Here is a 19,061-nt window from a genome sequence, read left to right on the forward strand (position 1 = left end):
TCAGGCCGCCGGCCACCCCGGGAAGAGCAGGGCCGCGCCGCCGAGCAGGCAGGCCGTCGCGACGAGCACGAAGACGCCGACCCAGAGCAGGCCGGGCACGCGCGTCAGCCGCGCCAGCTGGTCGGCGTCCGAGCCGGCGGGCCGCCCCTGCCTCGCCGCCCGGCGTCGGCTGCCCTGCAGCTCGAGCGCCGCCCGGAGCGCCCCCGCCGCCAGGACGCTCGTGAGCGCCAGGCCGAAGGCCTGCTGCCAGACGACCGGGGCGAACCAGGTCAGCGGCACGACCACCGCGGCTCCGACGAGCACCACCCAGAGGCCGAACCAGTTGCGGATCTGCACGAGCATCAGCGCGAGGAAGAGGAGCAGGGCCCAGAGCAGACCGGCGGCGAAGCCGGAGCCGAGCAGCCAGGCCGCGCCGAGGCCGGCGAGGGCCGGGGCGGTGTAGCCCGCGAGCAGGGTGGCGACCATCCCCGGGCCGCGCACCGGCCCGCGCGACACGGTCAGCCCCGACGTGTCGGAGTGCAGGCGGATGCCCGTCAGCCGGCGGCCGGTGAGCACGGCGGCCAGGCCGTGGCCGCCCTCGTGCACGACGGTGACCGCGTGCCGGACGGTGCGCCAGGTCGTCGGCAGCAGCACGAGCGCGAGCCCCACGGCGACCGCCGCGAGGGTCGAGCCGGTCGGCAGCGGGTCGGCGCGGAGGACGACGCGCGCCCACAGGTCGGCGAGGGCGTCGGCGGTCGGGGACATCCGGCCAGCCTACGAGCAGCACCCGGGGCGCCCGCCCGGGGCGCCCGCCCGGGGCGCCCGCCCGGTGCCGGGCGGCCGGTGCCGGGCGCGGGTCACCGCGGAGGAGCCGCCGCGCGGATGACGCGCCTCCGCCCTGCGGATGGTCCTCGGCCCCCCGAGGCCCGCGGTCAGCCGATATGCCGCACACTCGAGGGATGCGTCGTGCCGTCCTCCTCCTGTTCAGCGTCCTCTACCTCGCGGGGGTGGCGTGGATGACGCTGCGTCCGTCGGTCTACGGCGACGGCACCTCCGAGCTCCTCTGGCGTGCCCTCGACCTGTTCTCCCGGCACGACGAGACCGCATGGATCACCTTCGCCCGGGTGGAGGCCGCCGCGAACGTCGCGATGTTCGTGCCGATGGGCATGTTCCCGGCCCTGCTGCTGCCGCGCCGGCTCTGGTGGGTCGGCATCGTCGTCGGCCTCGGCGCGACCGTGTTCATCGAGTCGTACCAGTCGACGGTGCTCTCGGCGACGCGCTTCGCCGACCCGCAGGACATCGCCATGAACACCCTCGGGGCGGCCATCGGCGCGGCCGGCGTCGGGCTCGCCCTGGCCGGGGGGAGGCGCGGGTCGCGCACCCGACGCCGGGCCCCTCGCCAGTCACCCGTCTGGTAGTCTCGTCAGGTTGCCGTCTGAACGGCCGCGGATCAAGAGAGCTCGCACATCCTGTGACGAGCACCGCGCAACGAGCTGAAAGGGGATCCACATGGCACTTGCACCTGAGGTCAAGACCCGGATCATCGAAGAGTACGCGACCCACCCCGGCGACACGGGATCCCCCGAGGTCCAGATCGCTGTCATGACGCAGCGCATCCTCGACCTGACCGAGCACCTGAAGGAGCACAAGCACGACCACCACTCGCGTCGTGGCCTGCTGCTCCTCGTCGGCCAGCGCCGTCGTCTCCTGGGCTACCTGTCCAAGGTCGACATCGAGCGCTACCGCACGCTCATCGGCCGCCTGGGCCTGCGTCGCTAGTCGTCGCCCCGAGCGTCTCGACCACGGCCCCCGTCCTGCCCCGCAGGACGGGGGCCGTTCTCCGTCCTCGGGCACCACGGGCTCCCGCGACGACGACACCGTCCCCGCCGGCGAGCAGGGCTGGGCGCCTCAGTACCAGTCGTTCTCGACCGAGTGGGCCCAGGCCGCGCACATCGTCCCGTAGCGGTCGTGGATGTAGCCGACGCCCCAGTCGACCTGCGTGCGGTAGCTCGTCCGCCAGTCGGCGCCGGCCGAGGCCATCTTCGAGCCGAGCAGCGCCTGGGGGATCCCGTAGGCGCCGCTGTACGGGTTGGTCGCGCTGGTGCGCCAGCCCGACTCCTTGTTCCAGAGCTGCACGAGGCAGGTGTACTCGGCGCCGCCGCCGACCTTCGTCGCGGCGTAGGCCTTCGCGCCGGCCGGGTCGTTGACCGCGGACGGCGGCGCGACGACGACCGGGGGAGGCGCGGGGGCCGTCACCGGGGGAGCGGGCACGGGCGCCGGGGCCGGCGCGGGACCGCCGCCCGTCGCCGGAGCGGGCGCGGGCGCCGGTGCGGGAGCCGCGACGGATCCACCGCCCGTGCTCGGAGCCGGCCGGGCCGCGGCGGCCGCCGCCGCTGCCTGAGCCGCCCGGGCCTGCGCCACGGCGGCCGCCTGGGCCGCTTCGCCCTCGCGGTACTGCCGCTCGACGTCGGCGGTCGTCGCGTTGAGGGTCGCGAGCTGGGCGTAGAGCTCGTCCGACCGCGTCGTCACCTCGGCGACCTGGGCGTCGGCGGCGGCCTGCGCCGTGGCCGCCGTCGCGGCGTCGTCGGTCGCGGCCCGTGCGAGCCGGTCGCGCTCGGTGCGCGCCGCCTCGGCCTGGTCCGTCAGCGACGAGACGGTGTTGCTCGCGGTCGTGGCGTCGGCGAGGACGCCCTGCCACCGGTCGCCGAGCTGCGTGAGGCTGCCGAGGCGGTAGAGCAGCTCGTCGGCGTCGTCGCTCGAGAAGAGCTCGACCGACATCGACTGCGGGCTGCCGGCGCGCGAGAGGTGGGCGGCGAGCTGGCCGGCCTGGCGGTGCGCCTCCTGCTCGTCGTCCGCGGCGGCGGCCGCCTCGGCCGCGAGCTGGTCGGCGCGGGAGTCGGCGGCGTCGAGGGCGTCCTGCGCCTGCGCCGCGAGGGCGTCGGCGGCGACGGCCTCGTCGCCGCGGGTCGCGGCGGTCGCCTCGAGCGAGTCGAGCGCCCCGGTGACGGCCTCGACCTGCGCGGCGGTGGCGGCGGCGTCGCCCTTCGCGGCCTCGACGTCGGACCACCGCGGGTACCCGGCGGCCTCGGCCGACGTCGCCGGCACGAGCAGGACGGCACCGAGAGCCAGGGAGGCGCCGGTCGCCACGACCGCGAGCCCCGCCGACCGCAGGCGGCAGGGTCGTCGTCGCGCGCTCATGCCCCCGACCCTATCCCGGGCCCCGGCGGACGCGGGTGCCCCGGAACGGGGGCGGTCGCCGGGGGCCGACCCGCGCCTCCCCGGGGCTCGGGGGCCTCGGTGCTAGGCTCGCGCACGGAGCAGGCCGGTCACGGCTGCTGGTCACCGGTGGTGACAGGCGGAACCAGCCCCGGGTCGCGATCGCGGCGGCGGGGCAGCGAGGTCCGACCGTTTCTACTGTTGACCAGACGGGTCGACCGGTGCTGACGCGCCGCGACCCGTGCACGCCCACGTGCCGACCCGCCGCCCGCTCCCGATGCACATCGATGCCCACACGGGGCCTCGATGCAAAACAAAGAGGAGTAGCCCCCACATGGAGGGTCCAGAGATCAAGTTCGGCGAAGCCGTCCTCGACAACGGCAAGTTCGGCAAGCGCACCATCCGATTCGAGACCGGTCGTCTCGCCCAGCAGGCCCAGGGAGCCGTCGCCGCCTACCTCGACGACGACACCATGCTGCTGTCCGCCACCAGCGCCAGCAAGAAGCCGAAGGACAACTTCGACTTCTTCCCGCTGACCATCGACGTCGAGGAGCGCTCCTACGCCGCGGGCAAGATCCCCGGCTCGTTCTTCCGTCGTGAGGGTCGTCCCTCCACCGAGGCCATCCTCGTCTGCCGCCTCATCGACCGGCCCCTGCGCCCCTCGTTCGTCGAGGGCCTGCGCAACGAGGTCCAGGTCGTCATCACGGTCCTGAGCATCGCGCCCGACGAGTTCTACGACGCGCTCGCGATCAACGCGGCCAGCGCCTCGACGCAGATCTCGGGCCTGCCCTTCTCCGGCCCGATCGCCGGCGTCCGCCTCGCCCTCATCGGCGACCAGTGGGTCGCCTTCCCCAAGGCCTCGCAGCTCGAGGAGGCCGTCTTCGACCTCACCGTCGCCGGCCGTGTCGTCACCGACGCCGCGGGCAACGACGACGTCGCCATCATGATGGTCGAGGCCGAGGCCACCGAGCACGCCTGGGGCCTGATCCAGGGCGGCGCGACGAAGCCCGACGAGGCCGTCGTGGCCCAGGGCCTCGAGGCCGCCAAGCCGTTCCTCAAGCAGCTCGTCGACGCCCAGTCGGCCATGGCCGCGCAGGCCTTCAAGGAGATCGCCGACTACCCGGTCTTCCTGCCCTACACCGACGAGGTCCTCGCCGCCGTCACCGAGGCGGCCGGCACCGAGCTCGCCGAGGTCTACAAGATCGCCGGCAAGATCGAGCGCCAGGACGCCGACGACGTGCTCAAGGGCAAGGTCAAGGACGCGATCTCCGCCAAGGTCGACGCGGGCGAGCTGCCCGCCGAGGCGACCGGCCAGGTCTCCGCCGCGTACAAGTCGGCGACGAAGAAGGTCGTCCGCGACCGCATCCTCACCGAGCAGATCCGCATGGACGGCCGAGGCCTCGCCGACATCCGCCCGCTCGACGCCGAGGTGCAGGTCATCCCGCGCGTCCACGGCTCCGCGATCTTCCAGCGCGGCGAGACGCAGATCATGGGCGTCACGACGCTCAACATGCTGAAGATGGAGCAGCAGATCGACTCGCTGAGCCCCGTCACGAAGAAGCGCTACCTGCACCACTACAACTTCCCGCCCTACTCGACCGGCGAGACCGGCCGCGTCGGGTCGCCGAAGCGTCGCGAGATCGGGCACGGCTTCCTCGCCGAGCGCGCCCTCGTGCCGGTGCTGCCGTCGCGCGAGGAGTTCCCCTACGCCATCCGTCAGGTGTCCGAGGCCCTCGGCTCCAACGGCTCGACGTCGATGGGCTCCGTCTGCGCCTCGACCCTGTCGCTGCTGAACGCCGGCGTGCCGCTGCGCGCGCCCGTCGCGGGCATCGCCATGGGCCTCGTCTCCGACGAGGTCGACGGCCAGACGCGCTACGCCGCCCTGACCGACATCCTCGGCGCCGAGGACGCCCTCGGCGACATGGACTTCAAGGTCGCCGGCACGTCCGAGTTCGTCACGGCCATCCAGCTCGACACGAAGCTCGACGGCCTCCCGACCGCCGTGCTCGACGCCGCGCTGAAGCAGGCCAAGGAGGCGCGCACCGCCATCCTCAGCGTGCTCAACTCGGCCATCGACGCCCCCGACGAGATGGCCCCGACCGCGCCCCGCGTGATCTCGGTCCAGATCCCGCAGGACAAGATCGGCGAGCTGATCGGCCCGAAGGGCAAGACGATCAACGCGATCCAGGACGAGACCGGCGCCGACATCTCCATCGAGGAGGACGGCACCGTCTACATCGGCGCCGTCGACGGTCCGTCGGCCGAGGCCGCGCGCGCCCAGGTCAACGCCATCGCGAACCCGACCAACCCCGAGGTCGGCGAGCAGTTCCTCGGCACGGTCGTCAAGATCGCGTCGTTCGGCGCGTTCGTCTCGCTCCTCCCCGGCAAGGACGGCCTGCTGCACATCAGCGAGGTCCGCAAGCTCGCCGGCGGCAAGCGCGTCGAGAACGTCGAGGACGTCCTCGGCGTCGGCCAGAAGATCCTGGTCGAGATCACGAAGACCGACGACCGCGGCAAGCTGTCGCTGGCCCCGGTCGTCGCGGACGCTGCCGACACCGACTCGAGCGGCGCCACGGAGGAGTCCACCGACGACTCCGTCGACGCGTAGCGAGCGTCCGGCGGCCCCGCGCCGTCGACCTCGAGAGAGCCCGCCCCGACCTCGGTCGCGGCGGGCTCTCCCGCGTGCGGGACGCGCTCCGCGACGGGCTCCGCGACGTGCCGCGAGCGCCCCGGAAAGTGGGGGCACGACTTCTCGTAACGATCGGGTGCGGCGGCGTGCCGACGGGCCCTCCAGGACGTACTCTCGACCTCGGAGAACGCGTTCAGCATCCCTTGCCGCAGATCAGGTGCACCGGGTCCGTCGTCCGCCTCCCACCGGGTCGTCGTCTCCGACGTGCCCGCACGACCCGAGGTCTCAGGAAGGGGACGGAGTGGCCGAGACGACGGCGCGCGCCTCCGGTGCGACGACGCCCCTCATCCGCCCACCCGTGCCCTCCGTCGTCGACCAGGCGACCGTGCCGGTCGACCTCGGCATCATCCAGCCGCGTCGTCGGCTCGGGTCGTCCGACCTCCGCGTCTTCCCCATGGCGCTCGGCGGCAACGTCTTCGGCTGGACGGCCAACGAGCCCGAGACCGAGTCCGTGCTCGACGCCTACTTCGACCTCGGCGGCAACTTCGTCGACACCGCCGACTCCTACGCCGGCGGCCGCAGCGAGATCATGATCGGCTCGTGGATGAAGCGCCGCCGCTCGCGCGACGACATGGTCGTGTCGACCAAGGTCGGCAAGGGCGCCGACAACCCCGGCCTCACCCCGAAGGCCATCGAGCGCGCGGTCGAGGCCTCGCTCGAGCGGCTCGGCACCGACCGCATCGACCTGCTCTGGCTGCACGTCGACGACACCGAGGTCGCGTTCGAGCGCACCCTCCTCGCCGTCGACCACCTGATCCGCGCCGGCAAGGTGCGCTGGTTCGGGGGAGCGCACCACTCGGGCAACCGGCTCTACGAGGCGCGCATCGCGGCGGGCATGCTGGGAGTGGCGCCGATGGTGGCGCTGCAGAACCAGTACAACCTGCTCGACCGTGCCGAGTACGAGGGCGGCCTCTCGAAGGTGGCCGCGCAGCTCGGGCTCGGCGTCATGCCCCGCTTCGCCCTGGCGAGCGGATTCCTCACCGGCAAGTACCGGTCGCGGGCCGACTTCCAGGCGACCCGTCGTGGTCGCGACGTCTCGCGGCACCTGACGAAGAAGGGCCTCCGCGTGCTCCACGAGCTCGACAAGGTCGCCTCGGTGCACGAGGTGTCGACCGCGGCGGTCTCGCTGGCCTGGCTGCTGGCGAAGCCGAACGTCGTCGCCCCGGTCGCGAGCGCGACGAACGCCAAGCAGGTCGTCGAGCTCGCCCAGGCGGCGCGGGTCAAGCTGACTCGCACGCAGGTGCTCGAGCTCGACCGCGTCTCCGCCTAGGGGTCGTCGCGCGGGCTACGCGCCGAGCAGCCGATCGGCGGCGCGCCGCAGCGAGGCCGTAGCCGCGATCGCGTCGCCGCAGTAGGCGCCCGACTCGGCGCCGTCGAGGGCGAGGAGGAAGTCGTCGGCGGCGTCGCCCGGCATCGCGTGCCCGGCGTCCTTGAACAGGCCGACGAGGGCGTCGGTCAGCCACTCGCGGTGCTCGGCCACGGCCGTGCGGACGGGGTGGGTGGGGTCGCTGAACTCGGCGGCCGCGTTGACCCACGGCGAGCCGCGGAACCCCGCCCCCTGGAGGCGCGTGGCCACCGTGTCGAGCAACGCCCGCACGCGGTCGGCCCCGGCGACGTCCTGGTCGAGGAGGGCGGCCATCGCCTCGACGTCGCGCTCGTGGCGGCCGGCGAGGTAGGCGAGCACGAGGGTGTCCTTCGCGCCGAAGTGCTTGTAGAACGTGGCCTTGGTGACGCTCGACTCCGAGATGAGGCGGTCGACGCCCACGACGCGGATGCCCTCGTCGTAGAAGAGGCGGTCGGCGGTCGTCAGCACGCGGGCTCGGGCGCCGGGCGTGACCTGGTCCGTCCGGGGACGGCCAGGGAGACGCTGGACGGCCGGTTGGGGGGAATCGACCGTCACAGCGTGGCTCCTTGGGACATCGGGGCTGCAGAGCGACGTCGGGGGGAACGCGCCTGGACCTCGGTGATGTCCGACCAGCCGCCGGCGACGTCAGCGAGGGGGGTGCTTCGGTCGTCGGTAAGCACGACTGTAGCATCAGAGAGGACAGAATGACCCGTCTGTTTGTCCACACTCACGTCCCCCAGTTCGGGTGACGCCGCTCGTGGGGCATCCCGTAGGCTCGACGCGATGAACGGCCCGGTCCCCCTTCCCCTCGACGAGGCACAGCTGTCGTTCCTGGCCACGGGCGACGCCCTCGTCCGCCGCACGGTCCTGCCGAGCGGGGTGCGCATCCTCAGCGAGCGCATGCCCGGCGCCCGCAGCGCCACCGTCGGCTTCTGGGTCGCGGTCGGCTCCCGCGACGAGCAGGAGGGCGAGCGCGGCTCGACGCACTTCCTCGAGCACCTCCTCTTCAAGGGCACCGCGACGCGCTCCGCGCTCGACATCGCGGTGGCGTTCGAGTCGGTGGGGGGCGAGCACAACGCCGCCACCGCGAAGGAGTACACCTGCTACTACGCGCGGGTCCGCGACGTCGACCTCGACGACGCGGTCGACGTGCTCGCCGACATGTTCACCTCGGCGACGATCGACCCCGACGAGTTCGAGACCGAGCGCGGCGTGATCCTCGACGAGCTCGCCATGGCCGACGACGACCCGGCCGACGTCGCGGGCGAGCGCCTCTTCGAGGCCGTCTTCGGCGAGCACCCGCTCGGGCGACCGATCGGCGGCACCCCCGAGAGCATCCGCGCGGCCCGCCGTGACGACGTGCACGCCCACTGGCTGGCGAACTACCGCCCCCGCGACCTCGTCGTCACCGTCGCCGGCGCGGTCGACCACGACCACCTCCTCGACCGGCTGGAGGCGGCGCTCGCGCGAGCGGACTGGCCCACCGACGCCGCGCCTCCGGTGCCCCGTCGCGCGTCCGAGGCCGTCGTCACGGTGCCCGCCGAGCCGCTCACCGTCGTCCGCCGCCCGCTCGAGCAGGCGACGGTGCTGCTGGGACTGCCCGGCATCGCCGTGGCCGACGAGCGGCGGTCCGCCCTCGCGGTGCTCAACTCGGTGCTCGGCGGCGGCATGTCGTCGCGCCTGTTCCAGGAGGTGCGCGAGCGCCGCGGCCTCGCGTACTCCGTCTACTCGTTCGCGCCGAGCTACTCCGACGCGGGCCTCTTCGGCCTCTACGCCGGCTGCGCCCCGGCGGTCGCCGGCGACGTGGCCCGCCTCATGCTCGACGAGGTCGACCGGCTCGCCGCCGACGGCATCAGCCCCGACGAGCACCGCCGCGCGCTCGGGCAGCTCGGGGGAGCGGCGGCCCTCGCCCTCGAGGACAGCGACACGCGCATGAACCGCCTCGGGCGCGCCGAGCTCGCGACCGGCGAGTTCGTCGACCTCGACGCCTCCCTCGCCCGGCTCGACCGGGTGACCACCGACGACGTCCGCGACCTCGCGGCGGCCCTCCGGTCGGGCCCCCTGGCCACCGTCGTCGTCGGCGACGTCGACGACACGACCTTCGAGGCCCCGGCGACGACGCCGGTCGCCGCGACCCCATGAACCAGGAGACGACGGTGTCCCACTACCTCTACCTCGTGCGCCACGGCGAGCAGCAGGACGCCGAGCACGGCCTGCCCGACGGGCCGCTGTCCGAGCGCGGCAAGCGCCAGGCCCGGCTCCTCGCCGAGCGGCTCGGCGGCGTCCCCTTCACCGCCGCGTGGCACTCGCCGCTCGAGCGCGCCGCCGAGACCGCCCGGCTCATGACCGAGCGGCTGCCCGCCCTCGAGTCGCAGCCGTCGACGCTGCTCTTCGACTGCGTGCCCTCCGGCCCGACGCCGGACATGCCCGCGGCGTACAAGCCGTTCTTCGGCGGCGTGACGGAGGAGGAGATCGAGGCCGGCCAGGCCCAGATGGCCGACGCGGTCTCCGAGTGGCTGACCCCGGCCCGTGAAGACCGTCACGACCTGCTCATCACGCACAACTTCGTCATCGGCTGGTTCGTGCGCGAGGTCTTCGGCGCCCCCGACTGGCGCTGGATGGGCGTCAACCAGGCCAACGCCGGGCTGACGATCATCCGCGTGCGGTCGGCCAAGCCGCCGGAGCTCGTCACGCACAACGACCTCGGCCACCTGCCGGTCGAGCTGCGCACCGGCCTGCCGGTCGAGCAGCCCATCTGATCGGCGTCGGGGGCTCCCGGTAGGTTGGGCGACATGACTTCCCGCATCGCCGTGGTCGGGGCCACCGGCACCCTCGGCTCGTTCATCGTCGACCTCGTCGACCGCACCGAGGGCCTCGAGCTGCACGCGGGCCTGTCGTCGGGCAGCGACCTCGACGAGGTGCGCGGCGCCGACGTCGTCGTCGACGTGACGCACCCGGCCGTCAGCCCCGGCATCGTCGAGCACGCCGTCCGGGCCGGCGTCCCGGTGCTCGTCGGCACCTCGGGGTGGAACGCCGACCGCCTCGCGAAGCTCGCCACGGTCGTCGCCGAGGTCGAGGGCGCCGGCGTGCTCGTCGTCCCCAACTTCTCGCTCGGCTCGGTGCTCGCCACCCGGTTCGCGACGATCGCCGCCCGCTTCTACGAGTCGGTCGAGATCGTGGAGGCGCACCACCAGGGCAAGGTCGACTCGCCCTCCGGCACGGCCGTCCGCACCGCCGAGCTCATCGCCGAGGCGCGGCGCGACCTCGGGCCGGTCTCCGCCCCCTCGTCCGACCAGCGCGCCCGCGGCCAGCAGGTCGCGAGCGTGCCGGTGCACAGCCTCCGGCTGCGCGGCGTCGTCGCGAAGCAGGAGGTCGTCTTCGGCGGCGAGGGCGAGACCCTCACCCTGACCCACGACACGCTGTCGAACCGCGCGTACGAGCAGGGCGTCCTCGTGGCGCTGGCGGCCGTGCCCGGCCTCACCGGCGTCGTGGTCGGCCTCGACCGCGTCCTGCCGCTCGACTGATGCGCGGCCGCGTCGCCGTCGTCGTCATGGCGCTGCTCCTCCTCCTCTACATCGTCCTCACCACGCAGCGGGCCTGGCTGTTCATCACGACCGGCGAGCCCGTGGCGGTCGTCCTCGGCGTCGCCCTCGTCGTGCTGCCGGTCATCGGCGTCTGGGCGCTCGTGGTCGAGCTGCGCTTCGGCTGGCGGACGCAGCAGCTCGTGCGCAGGCTCGCGTCGGAGGGCGAGCTGCCGGTCGACGACGTGCCGCGCCGCGCCTCCGGCCGGTACGAGCGCGAGGCGGCCGACGCCGCGTTCCCCGCGTACGCCGCGGCCGTCGAGGCCGAGCCCGCCGACTGGCGCCGCTGGTTCCGGCTCGGGCTCGCCTACGACGCTTGCGGCGACCGGCGACGGGCCCGCAAGGCACTGCGCTGGGCCATCGGGCTCGAGGCGAAGGCGGGCGGCGCGACGGTCTGACGGCGGGAACGGCCTCGGCCGCGCCCCCCCGCGACCTCGGAGGGCCTCCCTCGAGCCCGGCGGGCCTAGAGCGAGGCGGTGAGGGCGTCGACCGCCTCGTCCACCGTGCGGTGACGGAAGGCGAAGCCGTCGGCGAGGAGCGCCTCCGGCACGACCTGCTGGCTCGGCAGCAGCATCTCGCGGCCGGCCTCCTGCATGAGGCCCGCGATGACGAACTCGGGCACGGTCAGCGCGTAGGGCTTGCCGAGGTCGCCCGCCAGGCGGCGGGTCAGGGCGTCGCTCGTGGCCGGGGTCGGGCCGGCGAGGTTGACGGGTCCGGCGAGGCTCGAGGTCAGCAGGTGCACGATCGCCGCGGCCTCGTCGTGCAGGCTGATCCACGGCCAGAACTGGTCGCCGGTGCCGAGGCGCGAGCCGAGACCCAGCCGGGTGAGCGGCAGCAGCGGGGCGAGGGCGCCGCCGGGGCCGACGACGACGCCGGTGCGGAGGTGCACGACGCGGGTGCCGGAGGGCGCGTCGCCGGTGGCGGCCTCCCAGTCGGCGACGACGTCGCTGAGGAACCCGGTGCCGCGGGGGCTCTGCTCCGTCAGCCGCTCGCCGGGGCGGTCGCCGTAGATGCCGACGGCCGAGCCGCTGAGGAAGATCGTCGGCGGGTGCTCGGCGCGGGCCATGCCGCGCGCGAGGGTCTGCGTCGCGCCGACCCGTGACGCGAGGATCTCCTTCTTGTAGCCGGGCGTCCACGGCAGGCGGCCCAGGTTCGCGCCGCTGAGGTTGACGACGGCGTCGACCTCGTCGAGCACGGTGGGGTCGACGATGCCGGCGGCGGGCACCCAGGTGGTCTGCGTCTCGTCGCGGGCCTCGCCGCGGACGAGGGTCCGCACGGCGTGGCCCGCCTCGTGCAGCTGCCGGACGAGCTCCGTGCCGACGAGGCCGGAGGCGCCCGAGACGAGAACGGTGAGGGTGGCGTCGGTCATGGTCCTGGCTTCCGGGAGACGGGCGGGGGAGGCGCGGGGCGGGCCCTCGGCGGGCGCGCCCCGTCCTCGAGAGCGTAGGCGCGCCTCCTCGGGGCCGCCCGACCGGGGGCCGCCCGGCGGGAGGTAGAGTCGTCGCCGTGACCGACGCTCCTGCCTCCTCGCCCGACGCCCCCGACGCCCCCCAGGTCGAGTTCCGCTCCGACGTCACGGTCGAGCTGGTGCGCTCGAGCGCGCACGACAGCGACGTCCTCTTCGCCGCGCGCGTGTCGACGATGGGCGAGCTGACGCTCGAGGGCGCGCAGGCCTCGGCCGACGGCGAGCAGGCGACCAAGGGCGCCGGCCTCATCAACTACTTGATGCGCGACCGTCACGGCTCGCCGTTCGAGCACAACTCGATGACCTTCTACGTCCAGGCGCCGATCTTCGTCTTCCGCGAGTTCATGCGGCACCGCATGGCGAGCTACAACGAAGAGAGCGGCCGTTACCGCGAGCTGAACCCGGTCTTCTACGTGCCCGCCCCCACCCGCAACCTGCAGCAGGTCGGCAAGCCCGGCGCCTACGACTTCCTGCCCGGCACGCCCGAGCAGAGCGAGCTCGTCCGCGCCGAGACCGAGCGCACGTCGCGCGAGGCGTACGCCTCCTACAAGCGGATGCTCGACGCGGGCGTCGCGCGCGAGGTGGCCCGCATCGTCCTGCCGCTCAACATCTACTCGTCGATGTACGTGACGGTGAACGCGCGCTCGCTGATGAACTTCCTCAGCCTGCGCACCAAGCGCGAGGGCACGCACTTCCCGTCGTTCCCGCAGCGCGAGATCGAGATGTGCGCCGAGAAGATGGAAGACCTCTGGGCCGGCCTCATGCCGATGACCTACGCCGCCTTCGGCACCAACGGTCGCGTCGCCCCCTGACGCCTCCGGGTCGTCGGCGACGACCCGCCTCCGCCGGGGTCGCCCCGAGGGGCCGAGACAGTACGCTGGTCGTCGTGTCTGACATCAGCAACCCCTTCGGGCAGGTCCTCGTCGCTCTCGTCACTCCCTTCACCGCCGACGGCGAGGTCGACTGGCCGGCGACCGAGAAGCACATCGACGACTGCATCACGGGCGGCGCCGACGGCATCGTCGTCACCGGCACGACCGGCGAGACGAGCACGCTGACCGACCCCGAGAAGCTCCGCCTCGTCGAGGTGGGCAAGTCGGTCTCGGCCGGGCGGGCGAAGATCATCACCGGCGGCGGCTCGAACGAGACCGCGCACGCGATCCAGCTCTACAAGGCCAGCGAGAAGGCCGGCGCCGACGGCGTCATGATCGTCACGCCGTACTACAACAAGCCGACCCAGGCGGGCGTCCTCACGCACTTCCGCATGATCGCCGACGCGACCGACCTGCCGGTGATCCTCTACGACATCCCCGGCCGGGCGGGCATCCCGATCAAGTACGAGACGCTGCTCCGGGCCGCCAAGCACCCGAACATCGTCGCCGTGAAGGACGCCAAGGGCGACTTCGCGGAGGTCAGCCGGGTCCTCAACCAGACCGACCTCCTCTACTTCTCGGGCGACGACTCCAACGTGCTGCCCCACCTCTCGATCGGCGCGTCGGGCCTCATCGGCGTGACGGCCAACATCGTCTCGGCGCCGTACCGCACCATGATCGACGCGGTCAACGCCGGCGACCTCCACACGGCGACCGCCGCGCACAAGATGCTCGAGCCGCTCGTCCGCGCCGTCATGACGCACGTGCCCGGCACGGTCGCGGCGAAGTACATCCTCCACGGCCTCGGCCGCATCTCGAGCCCGCGCGTCCGCCTGCCGCTCGTCGGCCCGGAGGACACCGAGGCGGCCCTCATCGAGGACGAGCTCTCGCACGTCGGCGCGATCCCCGGCCTCGACCTGAGCCGCTTCCGGCCCGATCGCAACGCGGCCGCCGGCGGTGCGCTGCCGAAGGTGCACGGCACCACCCGCTGACCCCCGTGGGCGGTGCGCCGCCCGCCGACGGAGTCCTCCTCCCGGGGCACGGCGCCCCACCAGCCACGAAGGAACAGATGCCCACGACGATCCAGGTCCCGCGCCCCCTCGAGAACGGCACGCTCCGCGTGGTGCCCGTGGGCGGGCTCGGCGAGATCGGCCGCAACATGACGATCTACGAGATCGACGGCAAGCTGCTCGTGGTCGACTGCGGCGTCCTCTTCCCGGAGGAGCACCAGCCCGGGGTCGACCTGATCCTGCCCGACTTCTCGCCGCTCCGCGACCGGCTCGACGACGTGCTCGCCGTCGTGCTGACACACGGGCACGAAGACCACATCGGCGCTGTGCCCTACCTCCTGCGCCTCCGCCAGGACATCCCGCTGATCGGCTCCCAGCTGACGCTCGCCCTCATCGAGGCGAAGCTCAAGGAGCACCGCATCAAGCCCTACACGCTGACGGTGAAGGAGGGCGGGCGCGAGACGCTCGGCCCGTTCGAGCTCGAGTTCGTCGCCGTGAACCACTCGATCCCCGACGCCCTGGCCGTGGCGATCCGCACCTCGGCGGGCCTGGTGCTCCACACGGGCGACTTCAAGATGGACCAGCTGCCCCTCGACGACCGCATCACCGACCTCCGGGCGTTCGCCCGCCTCGGCGAGGAGGGCGTCGACCTCTTCCTCCCCGACTCGACCAACGCCGACGTGCCCGGCTTCACCGCGCTCGAGCGCGACATCGGGCCGGTGCTCGACGACGTCATCCGCCGTGCGCCGCGCCGCGTCGTCGTCGCGAGCTTCTCGAGCCACGTCCACCGCGTGCAGCAGGTGCTCGACGCCGCGCACGCCAACGGTCGCCGGGTGGCGTTCATGGGACGCTCGATGGTGCGCAACATGGGCATCGCCGCCGACCTCGGCTACCTCATCGTGCCCGAGGGGGTGCTCATCGACGCCAAGAAGGCGAAGGACCTCCCCGACGACCGCATCGTGTACATGAGCACGGGCTCACAGGGCGAGCCGATGGCCGTCCTGGCGCGCATGGCGAACCTCGAGCACCAGATCGAGATCGGGCGCGACGACACGATCATCCTCGCGTCGAGCCTCATCCCCGGCAACGAGAACGCCGTCTACCGCGTGATCGACGGGCTGACGAAGCTCGGGGCGAAGGTCGTGCACAAGGGCAACGCGAAGGTGCACGTCTCCGGCCACGCCTCGGCCGGCGAGCTCCTCTACTGCTACAACGTCCTGCGGCCGAAGAACGTCATGCCGGTCCACGGCGAGCACCGCCACCTGTACGCCAACGCCGCCCTCGCGGTGCGCACCGGCGTCCCGGAGCAGAACACGATCCTCGGCGAGGACGGCATCGTCGTCGACCTGCGCGACGGGGTCGCCGAGGTCGTCGGCCAGCTCGACCTCGGCTACGTGTACGTCGACGGGTCGACGGTCGGCGAGATCACCGACGCCGACCTGAAGGACCGCCGCATCCTCAGCGAAGAGGGCTTCATCTCCGTCTTCCTCGCCGTCGACGCGAGCACGGGCCGCGTCGTGGTCGGCCCCGAGATCCAGTCGCGGGGCTTCGCGGAGGACGAGAAGGTCTTCGACGACGTCATGCCGAAGATCCTCGCCGCGCTCGTCGAGGCCGCCGAGAACGGCACGCGCGACACCCACGCGCTCAGTCAGGTCGTGCGCCGCACGGTCGGCCGCTGGGTCGCCACGCAGCACCGTCGCCGCCCGATGATCGTGCCCGTCGTCATCAGCGCCTGACCCCGCCGGAGGCGCGGGTCGCCTCGTCCTCCTCGGTCGCCGAAGTCATCCGGGAGGGTGAGGCGCCCCGTTCTCAGGCTCCCCTAAGGTTCGAGGGTCGAACGACCACGAATCCCGGGGGAACACACCATGCGCGTCGCCAAGACCTGGATCTTCCCGATCCTCAGGATCCTCATCTTCGCGGCGATCGCCGTCGCCCTCGTGAAGCTCGCCTTCTTCGCGCCGGTCGAGGCGGCCTCGGGATCGAGCGCCGTCCCGACGGGCGAGATGGTCGAGCCGCAGGTGGCCGTCGCGATCGGCACCGTGACGAACGATGTCGCCGTCGACGCCACGGTCGAGGCCGACGCCGCGGTCGCTGCCCCGGCGACCCTCGCCGGCACCGTGACGGAGGTCTTCGTCACGCAGGGTCAGGCCGTCGCCGCCGGCGACCGCCTCGCCTCGCTCCGCAGCGAGACGCCGCAGGACCCCGTCGTCCAGTCTGACGGCACCGTGACGGAGCGCAAGCCGATCGTCAAGACGGCCGTGGTGACGGCCCCGGTCGCCGGCACCGTCGGCGCCCTCGGGGTGATCCGCGACCAGGAGGTCACCGTGGGCGACGCGGTGGCGTCGGTCGCGCCTCCCACGTTCCACGTCACGGGAGCCCTCGCCGCCGACCAGCTGTACCGGCTCGTGAGCCGCCCGGCCGAGGGCACGGCGACCATCGCCGGCGGCCCCGCGCCGTTCCCCTGCACCGGCCTCGCCGTGGGCGGTCTCGGGGGAGGGGCCGCGAGCGACGAGACGACCGGCGACGCGGGCTCGACCGACGCGGGCGCGGCCTCGAGCGGGCAGTCCGTGACCTGCGCCGTGCCGGGCGACGTCACCGTCTTCGCGGGCCTCGCGACGAAGCTCACGATCCCCGCCGGCGTCGCGACCGACGTCCTCACCGTGCCGCTGACCGCCGTGGAGGGCGCCGCGGGCAAGGGCATCGTCACGGTCGTCGGCGACGACGGCACCGAGGAGGAGCGCGAGATCGACCTCGGCATCAACGACGGCACGACCGTCGAGGTCACCGGCGGCCTCGCCGAGGGCGAGATGGTGCTCGAGTTCGTGCCGGGGGCGGCCGCCGTCGACCCCTGCGTCGACCCGTCGACCGGCGAGGTCGTCTGCTGATGCCGCTCATCCGACTCGAGGGCGTGACGAAGACGGTCCCGCTGGCCGACGACGCCACCCTCGACATCCTCCGGGGCGTCGACCTCGAGGTCGACGCCGGCGAGCACGTGAGCATCGTCGGGCGGTCGGGCTCGGGCAAGTCGACCCTGCTCAACATCCTCGGGCTCATCGACGCGCCGACCACCGGTGGCCATTGGTTCGACGACCGCGACGTGAGCACGCTCCGCAGCGGGACGCGCGACCGGCTCCGGGGCGCCCAGGTGGGCTTCATCTTCCAGCAGTTCAACCTGCTGCAGGGGCGCACGGCGCTCGAGAACGTCATGACCCCCCTGCTCTACGCGAGCGGTCGCCGCTTCTGGCGACGTCGCGCGATCGCCGGGGCGATGCTCGAGAAGGTGGGCCTCGGTCACCGGGCCGAGGCGATGCCGCACCGGCTCTCGGGCGGCGAGCAGCAGCGCGTCGCCATCGCGAGGTCGCTCGTGCGCGACCCGCGCGTCATCCTCGCCGACGAGCCGACCGGGGCGCTCGACATCGAGACGGGGGCGACCGTCATGCGCCTCCTCGACGACATCTCCTCCGACACCGGGGCGGCGCTCGTGACCATCACGCACGACCTCGCGGTCGCGGCGCTCGCGTCGCGGCACTACGCGCTCGACGCGGGCGTGCTGTCGGCGGCGCGGCCCCGCGTCGAGGCGGTCGCGCCCGCCGCGGCCGTCGGGCCCGTCGCGCCCGCGCCGGAGCCGGGCCCCGCGTCCGCGCCGGCGGTGATCGCGTGACCGGGTTCCTGACGAGCGTCGTCGGCGCGTTCGTCGAGGCGTGGGCGGAGCTGCGCGTCAACAAGCTGCGCGTCCTGCTCAGCCTCGTCGGCGTCGCCGTCGCGGTGTGCTCGCTGACGGCGGTCGTGGGGCTCGGCAGCATCGTCGAGCAGTCGACCCGCGAGTCCAACGAGCGCGCGACCGGCCGCCCGGCCAGCTACGTGCTCTACACGTCCTCGACGGGGTCCGCCGAGGTGCCGCCGGCGGCCGTCGACGAGGCGTTCCGCTCGGCCGTGACGCGCTACGACATCACCTACGCGAGCGCGAACTCGTACTCGTCGCGGGCCCTCCAGCTCGGCGACGGCCTCGTCGAGCTGCCGACGCAGGTGGTCGACGTCCCCTACGGCGAGATGCACCGCGTGGGCATCGTCGAGGGCCGCTGGTTCGACGAGGCCGACGCGTCCCGCCTCGCCCCGGCGGTCGTCGTCGACGAGCCCCTGTGGCGCACCCTCGGCTCACCGCCCGTCTCGTCGCACCCGACCGTCGAGATGGTCGGGGCCGACACCGTCGTCGGCGTCGTCGTCGGCGTCTCGGCCGAGCAGTACTCCGGCGGGACGGGGTCGATGTACGTCCTGCCCTCGGACGCCTACGACCTGACGCCCGCCTCGTCCGGGGCGTACGGCTACTCGGACACCCCGCAGTACGAGATGTGGCTGCCGCCGGAGATCGGCGACGACCTGAGCGCCACCGTGGCCGCGAACGTCGAGTCCGCGCTCGGCGACGACGTCCAGGTCGACGTGAGCCGCAACGACTACCTCGCCTACGGCGGCGAGGACCCCTTCCTGCCGATCAAGCTCGGGGTGACCGGCGTCGGCGTGCTCGTGCTGCTGCTCGGCGGCCTCGGGCTCGTCAACATCGCCCTCGTGACGGTCCGCCAGCGGATCCGCGAGATCGGCGTCCGGCGCTCGTTCGGCGCGACCGCGCCCCGGGTGTTCTTCTCGGTCATGCTCGAGAGCGTGGCGGGCACGGTCGTCGCGGGGGCCGTCGGCGTCATGGTCGCCGTGCTCGTCGTCGAGAACCCGACGGTGCAGGGCTGGGTCGGCCAGGGGTCGCTCGACGACCTGCCGCCCTTCCCGGTCTCCGCGGCCCTCGTGGGGCTCGGCTCCGCGACCCTCATCGGGGCGGTCGCCGGGCTGCTGCCCGCGCTCGTGGCGGTGCGGGTCAAGGTCATCGACGCCATCCGCTACTGACGCGCCGCCCGCCT

Annotated in this window: 18 protein-coding genes; 14 read left to right on the forward strand and 4 right to left on the reverse strand. The window is 73.3% G+C overall.

The annotated features are described in order from the left end of the window. The gene (locus EDF38_RS12705; RefSeq protein ID WP_123355766.1) at positions 1-744 is read right to left on the reverse strand and encodes a M50 family metallopeptidase; all 744 of its coding nucleotides are present in this window, start codon (positions 742-744) and stop codon (positions 1-3) included. A 194-nt stretch (positions 745-938) separates the two neighbouring features. On the opposite strand from EDF38_RS12705, the gene EDF38_RS12710 reads away from it, so the two are divergent. Continuing rightward, a complete protein-coding gene (locus EDF38_RS12710; RefSeq protein ID WP_158613375.1) occupies positions 939-1,397 on the forward strand; it encodes a VanZ family protein in 459 nt (152 codons plus the stop codon). 91 nt (positions 1,398-1,488) lie between these two features. Next, positions 1,489-1,758 (forward strand): 30S ribosomal protein S15, encoded by a 270-nt coding sequence (rpsO, locus tag EDF38_RS12715; RefSeq protein WP_123355770.1) that lies wholly within the window; start codon positions 1,489-1,491, stop codon positions 1,756-1,758. Positions 1,759-1,887: 129 nt separating this feature from the next. Here the strand turns inward: rpsO and EDF38_RS12720 are convergent, their stop codons facing one another. Beyond that, positions 1,888-3,177, reverse strand: coding sequence for a lytic transglycosylase domain-containing protein (locus tag EDF38_RS12720; protein ID WP_148061495.1), 1,290 nt, complete (start codon positions 3,175-3,177; stop codon positions 1,888-1,890). Between the two features lie 352 nt (positions 3,178-3,529). On the opposite strand from EDF38_RS12720, the gene EDF38_RS12725 reads away from it, so the two are divergent. Both EDF38_RS12725 and EDF38_RS12730 read left to right on the forward strand, forming a co-directional pair. Then, on the forward strand, positions 3,530-5,803 hold the full coding sequence (locus EDF38_RS12725; RefSeq protein ID WP_123355774.1) for a polyribonucleotide nucleotidyltransferase: 2,274 nt from the start codon (positions 3,530-3,532) through the stop codon (positions 5,801-5,803). Positions 5,804-6,125: 322 nt separating this feature from the next. Further along, complete coding sequence (locus tag EDF38_RS12730; RefSeq protein WP_233572426.1) at positions 6,126-7,154, forward strand: aldo/keto reductase; 1,029 nt, start codon at positions 6,126-6,128, stop codon at positions 7,152-7,154. A gap of 15 nt (positions 7,155-7,169) precedes the next feature. Here the strand turns inward: EDF38_RS12730 and EDF38_RS12735 are convergent, their stop codons facing one another. Beyond that, the gene (locus EDF38_RS12735; RefSeq protein WP_233572427.1) at positions 7,170-7,697 is read right to left on the reverse strand and encodes a TetR/AcrR family transcriptional regulator; all 528 of its coding nucleotides are present in this window, start codon (positions 7,695-7,697) and stop codon (positions 7,170-7,172) included. 315 nt (positions 7,698-8,012) lie between these two features. Here EDF38_RS12735 and EDF38_RS12740 point away from each other — a divergent pair, with 315 nt between their 5' ends. The 4 genes from EDF38_RS12740 to EDF38_RS12755 are packed head-to-tail and all read left to right on the forward strand — an operon-like array spanning position 8,013 to position 11,208. Continuing rightward, the gene (locus EDF38_RS12740) at positions 8,013-9,371 is read left to right on the forward strand and encodes a pitrilysin family protein (protein WP_123355778.1); all 1,359 of its coding nucleotides are present in this window, start codon (positions 8,013-8,015) and stop codon (positions 9,369-9,371) included. A 14-nt stretch (positions 9,372-9,385) separates the two neighbouring features. Further along, positions 9,386-9,988 carry a histidine phosphatase family protein gene (locus EDF38_RS12745; RefSeq protein WP_123356085.1) on the forward strand — a complete coding sequence of 201 codons (603 nt, stop codon included), beginning with the start codon at positions 9,386-9,388 and terminating at the stop codon, positions 9,986-9,988. Between the two features lie 33 nt (positions 9,989-10,021). Continuing rightward, positions 10,022-10,753: a 4-hydroxy-tetrahydrodipicolinate reductase gene (dapB, locus tag EDF38_RS12750; RefSeq protein WP_123355780.1), complete on the forward strand. Its 732-nt coding sequence runs from the start codon at positions 10,022-10,024 to the stop codon at positions 10,751-10,753. After that, complete coding sequence (locus tag EDF38_RS12755; protein WP_123355782.1) at positions 10,753-11,208, forward strand: hypothetical protein; 456 nt, start codon at positions 10,753-10,755, stop codon at positions 11,206-11,208. Before dapB ends, EDF38_RS12755 begins: the two co-directional genes overlap by 1 nt. A 65-nt stretch (positions 11,209-11,273) precedes the next feature. Here EDF38_RS12755 and EDF38_RS12760 read toward each other — a convergent pair whose 3' ends face one another. Beyond that, positions 11,274-12,179 carry a TIGR01777 family oxidoreductase gene (locus tag EDF38_RS12760; RefSeq protein ID WP_123355784.1) on the reverse strand — a complete coding sequence of 302 codons (906 nt, stop codon included), beginning with the start codon at positions 12,177-12,179 and terminating at the stop codon, positions 11,274-11,276. 137 nt (positions 12,180-12,316) lie between these two features. On the opposite strand from EDF38_RS12760, the gene thyX reads away from it, so the two are divergent. From thyX to EDF38_RS12790, 6 genes are all read left to right on the forward strand, one after another. Continuing rightward, positions 12,317-13,087 (forward strand): FAD-dependent thymidylate synthase, encoded by a 771-nt coding sequence (gene thyX, locus EDF38_RS12765; RefSeq protein WP_123355786.1) that lies wholly within the window; start codon positions 12,317-12,319, stop codon positions 13,085-13,087. Positions 13,088-13,161: 74 nt separating this feature from the next. Further along, complete coding sequence (dapA, locus tag EDF38_RS12770; RefSeq protein ID WP_123355788.1) at positions 13,162-14,139, forward strand: 4-hydroxy-tetrahydrodipicolinate synthase; 978 nt, start codon at positions 13,162-13,164, stop codon at positions 14,137-14,139. Between the two features lie 77 nt (positions 14,140-14,216). Continuing rightward, positions 14,217-15,893 carry a ribonuclease J gene (locus tag EDF38_RS12775; RefSeq protein ID WP_123355790.1) on the forward strand — a complete coding sequence of 559 codons (1,677 nt, stop codon included), beginning with the start codon at positions 14,217-14,219 and terminating at the stop codon, positions 15,891-15,893. A gap of 129 nt (positions 15,894-16,022) precedes the next feature. Continuing rightward, complete coding sequence (locus EDF38_RS12780) at positions 16,023-17,042, forward strand: biotin/lipoyl-binding protein (protein WP_123355792.1); 1,020 nt, start codon at positions 16,023-16,025, stop codon at positions 17,040-17,042. After that, a complete protein-coding gene (locus EDF38_RS12785; protein ID WP_123355794.1) occupies positions 17,042-17,818 on the forward strand; it encodes an ABC transporter ATP-binding protein in 777 nt (258 codons plus the stop codon). The genes EDF38_RS12780 and EDF38_RS12785 overlap by 1 nt, the downstream gene beginning before the upstream one ends. Then, positions 17,815-19,047, forward strand: a complete 1,233-nt coding sequence (locus EDF38_RS12790; protein ID WP_123355796.1) for an ABC transporter permease — start codon at positions 17,815-17,817, stop codon at positions 19,045-19,047. Before EDF38_RS12785 ends, EDF38_RS12790 begins: the two co-directional genes overlap by 4 nt. Positions 19,048-19,061 lie beyond the last annotated feature (14 nt).

The organism is Frigoribacterium sp. PhB160 (assembly GCF_003751785.1).
Lineage (GTDB): Bacteria > Actinomycetota > Actinomycetes > Actinomycetales > Microbacteriaceae > Frigoribacterium.

Bases quoted from the DNA above. Each gene is read 5' to 3' on its own strand.
- EDF38_RS12705 (WP_123355766.1), bottom strand. From the start codon at position 744: ATGTCCCCGACCGCCGACGCCCTCGCCGACCTGTGGGCGCGCGTCGTC.
- EDF38_RS12780 (WP_123355792.1), top strand. From the start codon at position 16,023: ATGCGCGTCGCCAAGACCTGGATCTTCCCGATCCTCAGGATCCTCATC.
- EDF38_RS12760 (WP_123355784.1), bottom strand. From the start codon at position 12,179: ATGACCGACGCCACCCTCACCGTTCTCGTCTCGGGCGCCTCCGGCCTC.
- EDF38_RS12725 (WP_123355774.1), top strand. From the start codon at position 3,530: ATGGAGGGTCCAGAGATCAAGTTCGGCGAAGCCGTCCTCGACAACGGC.
- EDF38_RS12740 (WP_123355778.1), top strand. From the start codon at position 8,013: ATGAACGGCCCGGTCCCCCTTCCCCTCGACGAGGCACAGCTGTCGTTC.
- rpsO (WP_123355770.1), top strand. From the start codon at position 1,489: ATGGCACTTGCACCTGAGGTCAAGACCCGGATCATCGAAGAGTACGCG.
- dapB (WP_123355780.1), top strand. From the start codon at position 10,022: ATGACTTCCCGCATCGCCGTGGTCGGGGCCACCGGCACCCTCGGCTCG.
- EDF38_RS12775 (WP_123355790.1), top strand. From the start codon at position 14,217: ATGCCCACGACGATCCAGGTCCCGCGCCCCCTCGAGAACGGCACGCTC.
- EDF38_RS12785 (WP_123355794.1), top strand. From the start codon at position 17,042: ATGCCGCTCATCCGACTCGAGGGCGTGACGAAGACGGTCCCGCTGGCC.
- EDF38_RS12720 (WP_148061495.1), bottom strand. From the start codon at position 3,177: ATGAGCGCGCGACGACGACCCTGCCGCCTGCGGTCGGCGGGGCTCGCG.
- EDF38_RS12755 (WP_123355782.1), top strand. From the start codon at position 10,753: ATGCGCGGCCGCGTCGCCGTCGTCGTCATGGCGCTGCTCCTCCTCCTC.
- EDF38_RS12710 (WP_158613375.1), top strand. From the start codon at position 939: ATGCGTCGTGCCGTCCTCCTCCTGTTCAGCGTCCTCTACCTCGCGGGG.